Source organism: Streptomyces mauvecolor, assembly GCF_039532965.1.
GTDB lineage: Bacteria > Actinomycetota > Actinomycetes > Streptomycetales > Streptomycetaceae > Streptomyces > Streptomyces violascens.
The window spans coordinates 130,812-143,521 of record NZ_BAAASQ010000005.1; the positions used below are offsets into that span (position 1 = coordinate 130,812).

At 71.4% G+C, this 12,710-nt stretch carries 13 protein-coding genes; 5 read left to right on the plus strand and 8 right to left on the minus strand.

Annotated elements, in window-relative coordinates; genetic code table 11:
- Nucleotides 1–285 precede the first annotated feature (285 nt).
- Nucleotides 286–2,592, minus strand: coding sequence for an LPXTG cell wall anchor domain-containing protein (locus tag ABD346_RS06070; protein WP_344372495.1), 2,307 nt, complete (start codon nt 2,590–2,592; stop codon nt 286–288).
- 203 nt (nt 2,593–2,795) lie between these two features.
- On the opposite strand from ABD346_RS06070, the gene ABD346_RS06075 reads away from it, so the two are divergent.
- On the plus strand, nt 2,796–3,308 hold the full coding sequence (locus ABD346_RS06075; RefSeq protein WP_344372497.1) for a hypothetical protein: 513 nt from the start codon (nt 2,796–2,798) through the stop codon (nt 3,306–3,308).
- Here the strand turns inward: ABD346_RS06075 and ABD346_RS06080 are convergent.
- The 4 genes from ABD346_RS06080 to ABD346_RS06095 are packed head-to-tail and all read right to left on the minus strand — an operon-like array spanning nt 3,297 to nt 7,117.
- A complete protein-coding gene (locus tag ABD346_RS06080; RefSeq protein ID WP_344372500.1) occupies nt 3,297–3,644 on the minus strand; it encodes a helix-turn-helix domain-containing protein in 348 nt (115 codons plus the stop codon). The genes ABD346_RS06075 and ABD346_RS06080 overlap by 12 nt on opposite strands.
- A gap of 51 nt (nt 3,645–3,695) precedes the next feature.
- Entirely contained in the window at nt 3,696–5,201 is a 1,506-nt protein-coding gene (locus tag ABD346_RS06085) for a PTS transporter subunit EIIC (RefSeq protein ID WP_344372503.1), read from the minus strand.
- Nucleotides 5,202–5,238: 37 nt separating this feature from the next.
- Complete coding sequence (gene murQ / locus ABD346_RS06090) at nt 5,239–6,168, minus strand: N-acetylmuramic acid 6-phosphate etherase (protein ID WP_344372505.1); 930 nt, start codon at nt 6,166–6,168, stop codon at nt 5,239–5,241.
- A gap of 31 nt (nt 6,169–6,199) precedes the next feature.
- Nucleotides 6,200–7,117 (minus strand): MurR/RpiR family transcriptional regulator, encoded by a 918-nt coding sequence (locus ABD346_RS06095; protein WP_344372508.1) that lies wholly within the window; start codon nt 7,115–7,117, stop codon nt 6,200–6,202.
- 116 nt (nt 7,118–7,233) lie between these two features.
- On the opposite strand from ABD346_RS06095, the gene ABD346_RS06100 reads away from it, so the two are divergent.
- From ABD346_RS06100 to ABD346_RS06110, 3 genes are all read left to right on the plus strand, one after another.
- On the plus strand, nt 7,234–7,593 hold the full coding sequence (locus ABD346_RS06100; protein ID WP_053724152.1) for a hypothetical protein: 360 nt from the start codon (nt 7,234–7,236) through the stop codon (nt 7,591–7,593).
- Complete coding sequence (locus ABD346_RS06105; RefSeq protein ID WP_344372510.1) at nt 7,590–7,856, plus strand: DUF4031 domain-containing protein; 267 nt, start codon at nt 7,590–7,592, stop codon at nt 7,854–7,856. The genes ABD346_RS06100 and ABD346_RS06105 overlap by 4 nt, the downstream gene beginning before the upstream one ends.
- A gap of 274 nt (nt 7,857–8,130) precedes the next feature.
- The gene (locus ABD346_RS06110) at nt 8,131–8,334 is read left to right on the plus strand and encodes a cold-shock protein (protein ID WP_053724154.1); all 204 of its coding nucleotides are present in this window, start codon (nt 8,131–8,133) and stop codon (nt 8,332–8,334) included.
- Between the two features lie 205 nt (nt 8,335–8,539).
- Here ABD346_RS06110 and ABD346_RS06115 read toward each other — a convergent pair whose 3' ends face one another.
- The 3 genes from ABD346_RS06115 to ABD346_RS06125 all read right to left on the minus strand — a co-directional run bounded on the left by ABD346_RS06115 (nt 8,540) and on the right by ABD346_RS06125 (nt 11,221).
- Nucleotides 8,540–9,745, minus strand: coding sequence for a Cmx/CmrA family chloramphenicol efflux MFS transporter (locus ABD346_RS06115; RefSeq protein ID WP_344372865.1), 1,206 nt, complete (start codon nt 9,743–9,745; stop codon nt 8,540–8,542).
- A gap of 227 nt (nt 9,746–9,972) precedes the next feature.
- Nucleotides 9,973–10,518: a GNAT family N-acetyltransferase gene (locus tag ABD346_RS06120; protein WP_344372517.1), complete on the minus strand. Its 546-nt coding sequence runs from the start codon at nt 10,516–10,518 to the stop codon at nt 9,973–9,975.
- 67 nt (nt 10,519–10,585) lie between these two features.
- Nucleotides 10,586–11,221 carry an HD domain-containing protein gene (locus ABD346_RS06125; RefSeq protein WP_344372519.1) on the minus strand — a complete coding sequence of 212 codons (636 nt, stop codon included), beginning with the start codon at nt 11,219–11,221 and terminating at the stop codon, nt 10,586–10,588.
- Nucleotides 11,222–11,436: 215 nt separating this feature from the next.
- Here ABD346_RS06125 and ABD346_RS06130 point away from each other — a divergent pair, with 215 nt between their 5' ends.
- Nucleotides 11,437–12,669 carry a hypothetical protein gene (locus ABD346_RS06130; RefSeq protein ID WP_344372522.1) on the plus strand — a complete coding sequence of 411 codons (1,233 nt, stop codon included), beginning with the start codon at nt 11,437–11,439 and terminating at the stop codon, nt 12,667–12,669.
- Nucleotides 12,670–12,710 lie beyond the last annotated feature (41 nt).

Below are 12,710 nucleotides of genomic sequence, written 5' to 3' on the forward strand. Positions count from 1 at the left end.
ACCCGCCGGGGGCGGGATGTCCGGGTGCGGACCGGTGGCTGCCGAGGCTCCGCCCCGGACCCCGTTCGCGCCTCAACGGCGCTCGTCCTCGAACTCCCCCAAGGCCTCAAGGGCCAGGGGGACCCCCGTGACGGGCTGGGAATGCCCGTACCGCATGCCGCCAGGGGCGCGACCTTGCGATACCGGGTTCCGCGCGGGGGCGCGGGGGGACTGCGCGATCAGCCATGGTGTACCCGCAGCCGAATGCCCAGCCCCCCGCGCCCCCAGGGCTAAGCACCCTCAGGGTCACGCCCCGCCGGAGGCCCTGCGGCGGCGCCGGAGCCACACCAGTCCCGCGCCTGCTCCAAGCAGAGCCAGGGCCGCGCCGGCCACCGTGGCGATCTGGGTGCCCGTGTTGGCCAGGCCCCCGCTCGCGTGGTCACCGCCGGACGGCACCCCGGTGGGGCCGGGGTTCGGGGTGTGGGTGGCCGGGGGAGTCGAGGGCTGGCCGGGGTGGGTCGGCGTGGGGGTCGGGGTCGGGGTCGTACCGCCGCCCGTGCCGGTGTGCGCGGCGGTGTTGCCGCCGAGCGCGAGCAGGGCCTTGTTCTCGGCGTCGTCCGTCATCGCCTTGACGGAGATGTCGGTCGTACGCGGCAGGTTCTTGTGCTCAGTGGTGAACTTGGCCTGGGTGACGTTCTGCTTGGGAGACTTGGAGAAGTCGACGCCGCCCATGACGCAGGTGCCGGGGCGGCCGGCCTTCTCGCAGGGGTAGCTGTAGTCGCCCTGGGTGAAGGACTTCACGTAGTCCTTGTACGTCTGCTCGGGCGTCCAGGACGCGTTCTTGCCGCGCAGCGGCCAGTCGGAGACCTTGTTGCTGTTGATGATCGCGTGGTAGTCCGTCGGCGACTTGGCGTCCTGCTGGCGGATCCACTCGGCCGCGACCCGCGCGTTGTAGACGGCGCGCAGGTCGGCGTACTTGCCGTCGGAGTTCACCTTCTTCTCGATGTCCGGCACGATCATCGCGTCCATGAGCTCCTGGACGCGCTTGTGCTGGGCCTCGGTGAGGTTGCAACTGCCGTTGGGGCTCGGCGTCTTGAAGTCCTGCGGGACGGAGTTGACCTTGAGCGGGGCGTCGAGGATGTAGAGCCCGCCGTTCTGCTCGCGGACCTCGGCCGGCTTGGGGACGATCCAGTTCCGTACGCCGTGGGTGCAGGGGATGTGCTCGGCGGTGAGCTTGTCCCAGAGCTGCTTGCCGACGCCCGTACGCGGGTCCATGTCCTTGGCGTAGTCGTGCTTCATCTCCAGGTCGGCCTGGAGCAGCACGCGTCCCGCGTCGGTCTTGCCGAACGTCCTGTCCATGATCTTGTCGGGCTGGTCCGGGTTGAGGTTGACCCAGAACTTCTCGGGCGTCAGGGCGAGCCAGGTGAAGAAGGAGTCCGAGATCAGCTCGGCCTTCTGCTGACCGCCGTAGCCGAGGCCGGACGACTCGTCGACCTTGTTCGCGGAGAACGAGTAGTTGAGGCCCTGGCCCTTGACCGGCTTGCCGACGTAGCGGAGTTCGAGCGTGGAGAAGTCGACCCCGCCGGGGCCGCGCACGCGCATGCCCTCCGGGTCGGCGGCCCGGATGCGGTCCATCTGGCGCTTCATGTCGGCCGGGGTCGGCGGCGACTGCCGGATGACGTCGGAGCCGCGCCCGATGCTCTTCGCGGTGTCCTGCGCGGTGTACTTGCCGGGCTGGAACTCGGGCTCCGGCGTGGAGACGTGCTCGTACGTCGTGACCCGGCCCTGCCCGCCGAGCTTCTTGAGCCCGTCGGTGAACTTGACGGTGTCCTCGGACTGCGGCTGGCCGAATGCGTACCGCAGCTTGTAGTCCTTGTACTTCGGGTCCTTCAGGAACGCGCGGTCCTTCGGCGCCTGCTCGGTGTCATGGTTGCCACCGGACTTGATCTCGACGACTTCCTTGGTCTTGTGGTTGACCGCGTCGAAGCGCCGTGTGTAGGACTTGCCGGTCTCCGGGTCGGTGACCTCGAAGGTCTCCTCGCAGATCCAGTCGGGACCGATCAGTCCGAGGTCTTTGACGATCTTGCCGTGGAAGGCCTCGCCGCGCGGCTGGCGCCCGTACACCTCGATGTAGGCCTCGTTGAGCCAGTTGCCGAAGCCGCCGTACTTGGTGTCGGTGTTGCCGTTGCGCTTCAGGTAGTCCTTGTACGTCGCGTAGACCCGGTCGGGGGTGCCTTCCGGGTAGTCCTTGTACGGCTTGTCGAGCTTGTCGAGGATCTTGTCGCGGGCGGCGGGGTCGTCGGGCAGGGTGAGGCCGTCCATGGCCGCGCGCTGGTTGGGGAACCCGTAGGAGTCCCAGTCGGTCTCGGGCCGCACGGCGTCGCCCTTGGCCCAGGGCAGCTTGCCCGGGTCCGTGGGCTTGCCCTTGAGCTTGAACATCTGCTCGCAGGGCATCGCCTTGACCGCCGCGTCGGCGGTGCCCTGGAGCTGCGGCAGGCCGCTGACGGAGAGGATGCCGACGGTGGCGAGAGCGACCGCGGCGCGCGCCCAGAGGCGGTGCCGGCGCGTAGATGTGGATATCGAAGACGTCGTACGGAACATCGGATGGTTCACGCGAACGTGTCTTTCCCCGGGAGCCCAGGAGAGGTGGGCGTGGAGCGTGCGGCGACACCAGGGGCCCCCGTGCTCAATGGCGTCGCGCAGCACCACACGCTAGCCCTCCCGCGTCACAGGAGCCCCACAGTTTTCCGGCCTCCCAAACTCCCAACTCTCCATCTCCACAAGCCGTTTACACCACTCCCGTACCCTCGTTGCCCATGAGTGGACATCAGTGGACGGACCATCCCCGGCTGAGGGCGTGGCTGTCGGAGCAGGAGGCGGCGTTCGCGGAATGGGCGGAGTCGCACCCGGGCACCTGGGACTTCTCGACGCCCTCGGTCGACGCCCTGGAACGGGCGGTGCGGGCGGACTTCGCGTCGTGCGAGTGGGAGGACGTACGGGCCGCCCAGCACACCCCGAGGGTGACCGCGCCGGCGTGGTACCTGGGCGAGGTGTGCGTACGGGCGGGCGCGGTGTGGAAGCTGAACCCGGCGGCGCCGACGGACCCGGACACGTGGGAGGGCCCCTTCGTGGGCGTCCCGGACGACCCGATGGAGGACCCGGACCACGAGGACCTCTACGAGGGCGAGGACTACCGCCCGGCGGCGGTCCCGGTGGCCGAGCTCCGGGGGATGTTCCTGAAGAGCCCCCCGTGGCGGCTGCGGGATGTGGTGGGGGAGTTCGAGGAGTGGGGGCGGGACGGGGCCTCAACCCCCTTGCTAGGGAGCTGACTTGTCACCTCGGCGGGGTCGGGCCGCAGGGTGGGGACTGAAGGTGATCTGTTCCGACTCCGCGTCCATCGCGATGTTCAGCGACGCGTTCAGGCCCACTGCCAGGCGGCGCAGCAGGGGGAGGGTCGGGAACGAGGCTGCGCTTTCGATGCGGGCGATCTTCGCCTGGGAGAGGCCCGCGCGTTCGGCCACCTCCGCCTGGGACAGGCCCAGTTCTGTGCGGCGGTCCAGGACTGCCTTCGCGAACGACACCGTCAGGCGGAACCTCGCCACCTTGGGGGCGTACCCCTTGGTGAGTGCGGTCTCCTGGGCCCGGTTCCCTCGGGCGTGGTCCATGGCGCGTCCCCCTCTTTGCCTTCGCCGCACGTCAGTTGGGCTGGTGCCAGCTTATGAGCGGGCCGGTTCCATCGCCTTGGGGGTGGCGGGCTCCGTCGGGGCCGGCGCCGCGTTCAGGTCCGTCAGCGACTGGCGCGTGAAGCCGAAGTAGTACGTGGCCAGGAAGCCCACCACGTAACCCGTCAGCAGGCCGCCCGCGTAGATCGCGGCCGTCGTGCCCAGGCCGTGGTTGCCCTGGAGCAGGGGGAACAGGGCCCAGCCCGACGGGCCGATCGCCGTCGAGCCCACCTTGTCGCCCAGCATCGAGAACAGGCCCACGAACGCTCCGCCCGCCGCCCCGCCCACGCACGCCGTGACGAACGGGCGGCCCAAGGGGAGCGAAACCCCGTAGATGAGGGGTTCGCCCACGCCCAGGAAGCCCGCCGGAAGGGCTGATTTGATCGTGGTGCGGAGGGATTCGTTCTTCTTCGCGCGGAGGTACACCGCAACCGCGCAGCCCACCTGGCCCGCGCCAGCCATAGCCAGGATCGGGAGCAGCACCGTGTAGCCCTGCTGCTCGATCAGCGTCGTGTGGATCGGGATCAGCGCCTGGTGCAGGCCCAGCATCACCAGCGGCAGGAACAGGCCGCCCAGGACCAGACCCGCGAACGCGCCCGTGTTGTCCAGGAGCCAGTTCGCACCGTGGCCGATGCCCGTCGAGACCTCACCCGCCAGGAACATCAGGCCGTAAAGAGTGACCAGGCCTGAGATCAGTACCGTCAGGGTGGGGGTGACCAGGACGTCCAACGCTTCCGGAACCCTTCCCCAAGCTCTCGACTTCGCTCGACCAGGGGAGACCCCATTCCTGCACCACCTCTCCACGTATACGGCCAGGAGCGCCGCCCCCAGGGCGCCCAGCACGCCGCCCTGGCCCGGTGCCAGCGTCTGGCCGAAGACCGTGATCTTCGCTACCCCCGCGAACACGATGATCGACGCCACGGCCCCGCCCAGGATCGGCGTGCCCCCGAACTCCTTCGCCGTGTTGAAGCCCACGAACACCGCGATCAGCGCCATGAAGCCCGACGCGATGGCGGCGAGCGCGGGGGTCACGCCCGTCAGCCAGCCCAGGTTCACCAGCAGGCCGTTCAGGCCCGCGATGATGCCGCAGCCGATCAGCGCCGGGATCAGCGGGACGAAGATGTTCGCGATCCGGCGGAGGAAGAGCTTGAACGGGGTGGCGTTCCGCTGCTTGCGGGCTGCCTTCAGTTCGGCGCCGCGGTCTGCCCACTCATCTGCTGTGAGCGGGAGTTGGGAGGTTTCCTCCGTCACCAGGGCCTCGAACTCCGGGGCCACCCTCGCCACCGTTCCCGGGCCCAGGACGATCTGGTACGTGTCGTCCTCGACCACGCCCAGCACTGCCGGCAGCGCCTTCAACGCCTCGTCCTGGACCAGCGCGCGGTCCTTGAGGACGAGCCTGAGGCGGGTCATGCAGTGGGCGATCGAGTCGACGTTCCGGGCACCGCCGACGAGCGGGAGGATCGCGGCGGCTGTGGCGCGGTTCTTGTTCTCTGGTGCCATGGTGCTGGTGCCTTGCTGTGCGGAGCTGTCAGCGGGATCAGGGGGCTGCGTGCAGGGCCGTGCGCAGGTGTCCCCGGCTCTCGTCGAGGAGGCGGGCCGCCGTGCCGCCCTCCACGCCGCCGAGGATGACCAGGATCGCGTTCTTCACCTCGCCGTCCGTCGCGGCGAGCGCGGCCTCGATCTCGGCGTCGTCCGCGCCGGTCGCGAGCGCCACGATGCGGCGCGAGCGGGCGCGCAGCTTCTCGTTGGAGGCCCGTACGTCGACCATCAGGTTCCCGTAGGTCTTGCCGAGCCGGATCATGGTGATCGTCGAGATCATGTTGAGCACCAGCTTCTGGGCCGTGCCCGACTTCAGGCGGGTCGAGCCGGTCAGCAGCTCCGGGCCCACCACGACCTCGATGCCGTGCTCGGCCGCCGCCGCGAGCGCGCTGCCCGCGTTGCAGGACAGGCCGATCGTGAGGGCGCCCACGCGCCGGGCGTGCTCGACCGCGCCGATCGCGTACGGGGTGCGGCCCGAGGCCGAGATGCCGACGACGGTGTCGAGGTGCGTCAGGTGCAGGGCGTCCAGGTCCTCCGCCGCCAGCAGCTTGGAGTCCTCGGCGCCTTCGATCGCCTTGACCATCGCGGACGGGCCGCCCGCGATCAGGCCGACGACCTCGGACGGGTCGGTGTTGAACGTCGGAGGGCACTCGCTCGCGTCGAGGACGCCGAGCCGCCCGGCCGTGCCCGCGCCCGCGTAGATCAGCCGGCCGCCCTGCGACATCCGTGCGGCCGTGGCGTCGATCGCCGCCGCGATGTCGGGCAGTTGCTCGGCCACGGCCGCGGGGACCGTGGCGTCCTCGCTGTTCATGATCCGGGCGATCTCGGCGGTCGGCAGCCGGTCGATCTCCGCGAGATCGGGCCGGAACGCCTCGGTGGTGAGGGTGGCGAGCTCGGCGCGGAGTTCGGCGTAGTCCTGGGTGGTCATGGCGTGGGCGGCTCTTTCTCTGCGTACGGCGCTAGCGGGTGCGGGGGTTGTGGCGGTGGACGAGTGCCTCGTACGACGCAGACAGGGCCGGAGCCGCCGTCTCGTACGTGCGCTGGGCGATGCCGATGAACAGGCAGTCCACGACGAGGAGCTGACTCGTACGGGACGACATGGCCGCCGGGCGCAGTTCGCTCTCGCGGGCCGTGGAGGTGGTCAGGACGTGGTCGGCGTACTGCGAGATCGGGCCGTCCGGGCGGCCGGTGATCGCGATCGTGGTGGCGCCGTGGTCGAAGGCGACCCGCAGCGGCTCGATGACGTCGCCGGTGGAGCCCGAGTGGGTGATCGCGACCGCCGCGTCGCCGGAGCGCAGCTGCACGGCGTTGGTGACGGCGAGGTGCGGGTCGGTGTGGGCGTGTGCGATGAGGCCGATGCGCAGGAGCTTCTGCGCGAGGTCCTGGCCGACGAGCGAGGAGGCGCCGACGCCGTAGATGTCGATGCGCCGGGCGCCCGCCAACGCGCCGACCGCTGCGCCGAGCTGGACGGTGTCGAGGGCGGCCGCGGTGTCGGCGAGGGTCTGCTGCTCGTCGTAGGCCAGCTTCGCGACGACGTCCGCGATCGGGTCGTCGACGGCTATGTCGGCGGTGACGGCCGGGGCCCGCCCCGACTGCTGCTGGGCGGCGAGCCCGGCGAGCGCGAGGCGCAGGTCGCGGTAGCCGGGGTAGCCGAGCAGGCGGGCGGTGCGCACCACGGTGGCCTCGCTGGTGCCGGTGAGCTCGGCGAGGCCGGTGACCGTGAGGGCCGCGCAGCCGGCCGGGTCCCCGGCGACGGCTTCGGCGACCCGCTGCATGGAGCGGGTCATGGACGGCGCGAGCGTGCGCACCTTGGCCGCGAGGGCCGCCGGTGCGGGCGGGGCGCCGCCGCTGAAACTTTCCTTCACGTCATTGGTCACTCTTGAAAGATATTTTCGGCTTCTTCTCCGGTCAACCCCCCTTTGGTCCCGTCACCGCCCGGCTCTTGGTCCCGCTGCCCGCAGCTCCGGGCGCGGCCGGGGTGACAATGGAGGGCATGGACGACGTACAACCTCTGGAGCAAGCCCTGCACGCCGCCCGCGCCCTGGTCCTGGCGGATCTGGCGGCGCGCGACGTGGCGCACGCGGACGTCGTCTCGCTGGTCGAGGACGCGGTCACTCACCGGCGCTGGTGGGTCGAGCAGTGGCCCGAGGGCACGGAGTACGTCGCGGGGCTCGTCGCCCAGGACGTACAGGACGCGCTCCTGGAGCGGTACGGGCGCTGGCCGCTGTGCCCGGTGTGCGACGCGGGCGATCCGCACGCCCTGGACGTGGAGCCGGAGCTCGGGCCCGATCCGCACTGGGTGTGCGGCAAGGCGGGCGTCGTGGTGGCCCCGGTCGGCGGTCTCGGCGGATGACGCTGTACATCGACCCGCCGACCTGGCCGGGTCATGGCCGCATGTGGTCGCACCTGGTCAGCGACGTCTCGTACGAGGAACTGCACGCGTTCGCGGCGTCCATCGGCTGCCCGCCGCGAGCCTTCGAACGTGATCACTACGACGTGCCCGCGGACCGGTACGACGACGCGGTGCGGGCGGGCGCGGTCGTGATCGGCTCGAAGGAGCTCGTACGCCGCCTCACGCAGGCAGGGCTGCGGCGGCCGAAAGGGCGCCCGGCCTGAGGCCGCACCCCGGGGCGGGGGGCCCGGAGGGCGTCCGGGCCCGGGCCCGAGGAACACTCTCTGGCGGGATCTTGTCGCCGGTTCGGCTGCGGCCCGTAGCCAGACGACTGCGGATCGGCTAACTTCCTTGCCAGTAGTCGTGGTTCCGAAGTCTCAACGCCCGCGGTTTACGCCGTGGGCGTTTGCTGTGCAGCAATGTCCGAGGACCAGGGCGATCACCTCACCCAGGGGTACTGACAAGCCAGTACCCCGCGATCCTCGACAGGGGAAACACATGGCAACCGGCACCGTGAAGTGGTTCAACGCGGAAAAGGGCTTCGGCTTCATCGCGCAGGACGGCGGCGGCCCGGACGTTTTCGTCCACTACTCCGCGATCAACTCCACCGGCTTCCGTGAGCTGCAGGAGAACCAGCAGGTCAACTTCGACGTCACCCAGGGCCCGAAGGGCCCGCAGGCGGAGAACGTCACCCCCGCCTAAGCGCTCCGCGGGAAGTTGAGTGAGTCGGCCGCGGCCCGTCTGCGGCCGGTCGCGCAGTTCCCCACCCCTTGAGGGCGCCGTGCAGCGCGGCGGACTTCGCCCAAACGCCCAGCCGTGACCGAGTGACCTCGGTCTGATGGGCCGGGCGAGCAACGAAGCGCCCCGCACCCGAGGAATCGGGCGCGGGGCGCTTCGCGTGTACGGGTCAGACCTCCACGCGGGCCGCCGCGAGGGTGTGGTCCGCCGAACGGGCCACCACGCGGGAGCGGGACCGGTGCAGGCGCAGGGAGGCGGCGACCAGGGCGAGGGCGAGGACCGTCATCGCGGCGCCCGCCCAGGCGGTGGCGGCGAAGCCCAGGTTCGCGCTGATCACGAGGCCGCCGAGCCAGGGGCCGGCGGTGTTGCCCAGGTTGAACGAGGACGTCGTGGTCGCGCCGGCCAGCGTCGGGGCGGCGCCGCCCACGTTGAACATGCGGGCGTTGAGCGCGGGGGCCGTGTAGAACGCCGAGAGGCCGATCAGGAATGACAGGGTGATCGCGACGGCGGGCGTCGAGGCGAACAGCGCGAGCGCGACCAGGAACACCGTCGAGGCGGTGATGCCGCTGAGCAGCACCCCGAAGAGGTGCGCGTCGGCGACCCGGCCGCCGATCGTCGTACCGATCAGCGCACCCACGCCGAAGAGGCCGAGCACGGCCGGGACCCAGCCCGCGTCCACGTGCGCCACGTCCGTGAGGAGCGGCTTGAGGTAGCTGAACGCGCAGAACACGCCACCCGCGGCGAGCGCGGTGACCGCGACGGAGAGCAGCACCTGCGGGTCGCGGTAGATCCGCAGCTCGCGGCTGAGCCGGGGCTTCTCGGTGGGCAGCGGGATGCGCGGGATCCGCGTCATGATGCCGACCAGCGCGATCGCGGAGGCGGCGCCGACCGCCCAGAACGCGGCCCGCCAGCCGAGGCCGTCGCCGAGCAGCGCGCCGAGCGGCACACCCAGGACGTTCGCGATCGACAGGCCGCCGATCATGACGGCCATCGCGCGGGCCCGCGCGTTCACCGGGACCATCGCGATGGCGACCGCGGCGCCGACCGCCCAGAATCCGGCGCAGGCCAGCGCGGACACGACGCGCGAGGCGAAGAGCAGCGCGTAGTTCGGGGCGAGCGCGCCCGCGACCTGGCCCAGGCCGAAGACGGTGATCAGCGCGATCAGGGTGGTGCGGCGCGGCAGCCGCAGCGTGGCCACCGCGAGCAGCGGGGCGCCCACCACCATGCCGATGGCGAACGCCGAGATCAGCAGGCCCGCCTGCGGAATCGACACGCTCATGTCGTCCGCGATGGCCGGGAGCAGACCCGTGAGCATGAACTCGCTCGTGCCGAGCGCGAAGACGGACAGGCCCAGGATGTAGACCGCGAGCGGCATGCGTTTCGCCGCGGAGGCGGAGCCGGAGGAGTTCGCCGGAGCGGAGCCGGAGAGGCTTTCTGCGGGGGGAGTGGGGGCGGGCACGGGCGTGGGTATGGGCTCGGCGGGCATATCGGGTGCCAACGCGGGTGGCCGGTTCTGTATTCCCGTTCCGTAATTCCCCGGGGCCCTGGGGCCGTGGGGTGGCAGGGCCCGCCGATCCCGGCTCCGGTCAGTCCCGGCTCCGGTCAGTCCCGGTTCTGCTCGAAGCGGTTCGGTTCGAAGCGGTTCCGCTCGAAGAGGTGCTGGGCCTCGCGGCCGCCTATCGGGCGCGGGGTGTCGCCGATACGGCGGAAGCCCGCCCGTTCCAGGACGCGCTGTGAGGCGGTGTTGTCCTCGTCGGTCGTGGCGTACACCGTCTCGACGTCGGGCTGCGCCAGGGCCCAGGCGGTCAGCGCCCTGACGGACTCGGTCGCGTACCCCTGGCCCCGTGCGGACTCCGCGAGGTCGTAGCCGATCTCGACGCGGCCGTCCTCCGGCGGGCCGTGGAAGCCGATGCCGCCGATGGCGCGGTCGTCCTCGGTCCGGACCATGACGTACGCGCCCCAGCCGTCGCGGTGCCGGCCGGTCTCCATGCCCGCCAGCATCTTCCCGGCGGCGAAGCGGCTGCCCTCGTGGGGGCCGCCGGGGGCCCACTCCCAGCCGCCGTCGCCGCCGTCCTGGAGCTCTGCGGCCGATGCGCGGGTCAGCTCGTGAAGGGCGAGGCGGTCGGCCTGGACTGTCACGGGGAGCACGCGGGTTACCTGCTTTCCGGTGGGAGTTGCGGGGTGGGATCGGAGCTGTGGCCGATTATGCGGCCGGTCATGTGGTGAGCAGGGTCAGTTCCGCCTCAAGGTTCTCCCGGGCCGGAGCCTCCCATGCGCGCTCTCCGTGCGGGGTGCGGAACAGCCGCGGCAGGGCGAGCAGTTGGGTCAGCACCTCGGCGCGACCGGCCCGGAACGCCTCGTCCGGCACGAAGGCGTACTCCTCGCGTACGGCGGCGGCGTACGCGGCGTAGGCCTCCGGGGCGGCGGCGAGGATCGCGAGGTCGGCGTCGCACAGGACCGCGCCGTTGCCGTCGCCGTCCTCGGGGGCGTGGGTGACGGTCAGGCGCACGAGGCGGGCCACCTCCGCGGTGTCCTGTCGGCTCAACCCGGCCTCGGAGAGGGCGCGTTCGGCCAGGCGGGCGGAGCGCTCCTCGTTCTCGGAGCGGTCCGGAAGGTACACGGCGTCGTGGAACCACGCGGCCAGGCGCACCAGTTCGGGGCTGTCCGCGTACTGCTCCAGTTCGTCGATGTGGTCCAGGACCGCCTGGAGGTGGGCGGTGTTGTGGTAGCGGCGGTGGGGTTCCGCCCAGCGGGCCAGGAGGGCGTCGGCGTACGGCTCCGGCTGTGCGGCGGGGGCGGCCGCGCGCAGGGCGCTGTGCAAGCGGGCGCGGAGGGCGTCGGTTTCGGGCATGCGGCCGAGGGTATCGGGGGCCGGTTCTCCCATCCTTCGGTTCATCAGGTGCCGGTGGGCGCCCGGGCACAGAGACGGCGATCCGCCGAATGGTGATCACACAGATGCCGCATCCAAGTGGCGCGGAGGGGCCCACCACCAGGTAATGGCAACAACTGGTAACTCAGTGCACAGGTGGGCCAAAGGTAAACGCACCCGTCCCCATGGAGCCGAGCATGACGACCCCTTCTTCGTCACCCCTACCCGAACCGCCGGGCATACCGCCCCTCCCCTCGGCCGACCCGTATCCGCAGGCCGGGTACGCGGGACGCGTCGCGGAACCCCCTCCGTCCCCGCCCCCGCCGGCGGAAGACGTGCCGCCGCCCGTGCCGGCCGAGGAGACGCCCCCGTCCCCGCCGGCCGAGGACGCCCGGCCCGTCCCCGGCAAGCGCGGGTCCGCGTACTCCAGCCCGGTCGACGGCCTGGTGCATGCCGCCGTCGCCGACCGGCCGTTGGAGGAGGTCGTCCAGCTCATCACGCTCCTGGAGCAGTCGCCGGAGTACGCGCGGGCCACGATCGATGCGCTCCACGCGGTCGGCATGGACCGCTCGGTGGAGGACATCTCCCGGCTGGTCGCGCTGCTTACGCGGCCGCCGCGCAGCCCCGACAGCGCCGACGAGGCCATCCGCGCCGCGGCCGAATACCGGCCCGTCGAGGAGGTCACCCGGCTGATGTCGCTGCTGCACCGGTCTCCGCTGGAGCGGCACTGCGGAGAGGAGGCGATCCGGACGGCCGCGACCAACAGGCCCGTCGAGGACCTCGTGCAGCTGATCGGCCACCTGGCCCAGGAGAAGCACGTGGAGGTCCCGATGCCCGGGCTGGAGGCACCGGCCCCGGGCTCGGCACCGGACGAACCGGACTCCGCCCTGTTGTTCGTGGACCCCCCTGCGGGCCTCCCCATGGTTGCCCAGGGCACACCCGCCGACGCCTTCGTCCCGGCCGCCGAACGGCGCGGCCGTGTGCAGGCGCAGGGCAGCAGCACTCCTCGCGCGTGGCCGAGGTGGCTGACGTCCGCGGCGCTCATCGTGTGCAGCCTGGCCTACCTCCCGCTGCACCGGGGCGGCGCGTCGTTCGGCGCCTCCGCCCTCGACCTGGGTGTGTCGGCCGTGTGCTTCCTGCTGGGGGTGGCGCTGGCCTTCACCGGATCGCCGGTGGTGCTCGCCCTCGGTGTGCTGGTGCCGTCCGCGCTGGCCTCCGTACAGCTGCTGGAGGGCCAGTTCCATTCGCGGACCCTCTCCAGTGCTCTGGAGATCACCGCCGCGCCGTCCTGGGCCGCCGGTGTCGCGGCCGCGATCGCCGTGCTGCCGGCCCTGATGGCCGTGCTCGCCTACATCGCGTCCGTACAGCCGGAACGTCATTCCCAGAACGAGCCCCGACCCGTGGTGGAGGCGAAGCAGCCGGTCGGATGACAGCACTCCCCGTACAAGCGACTCGGGCGGGCGCCTCACCG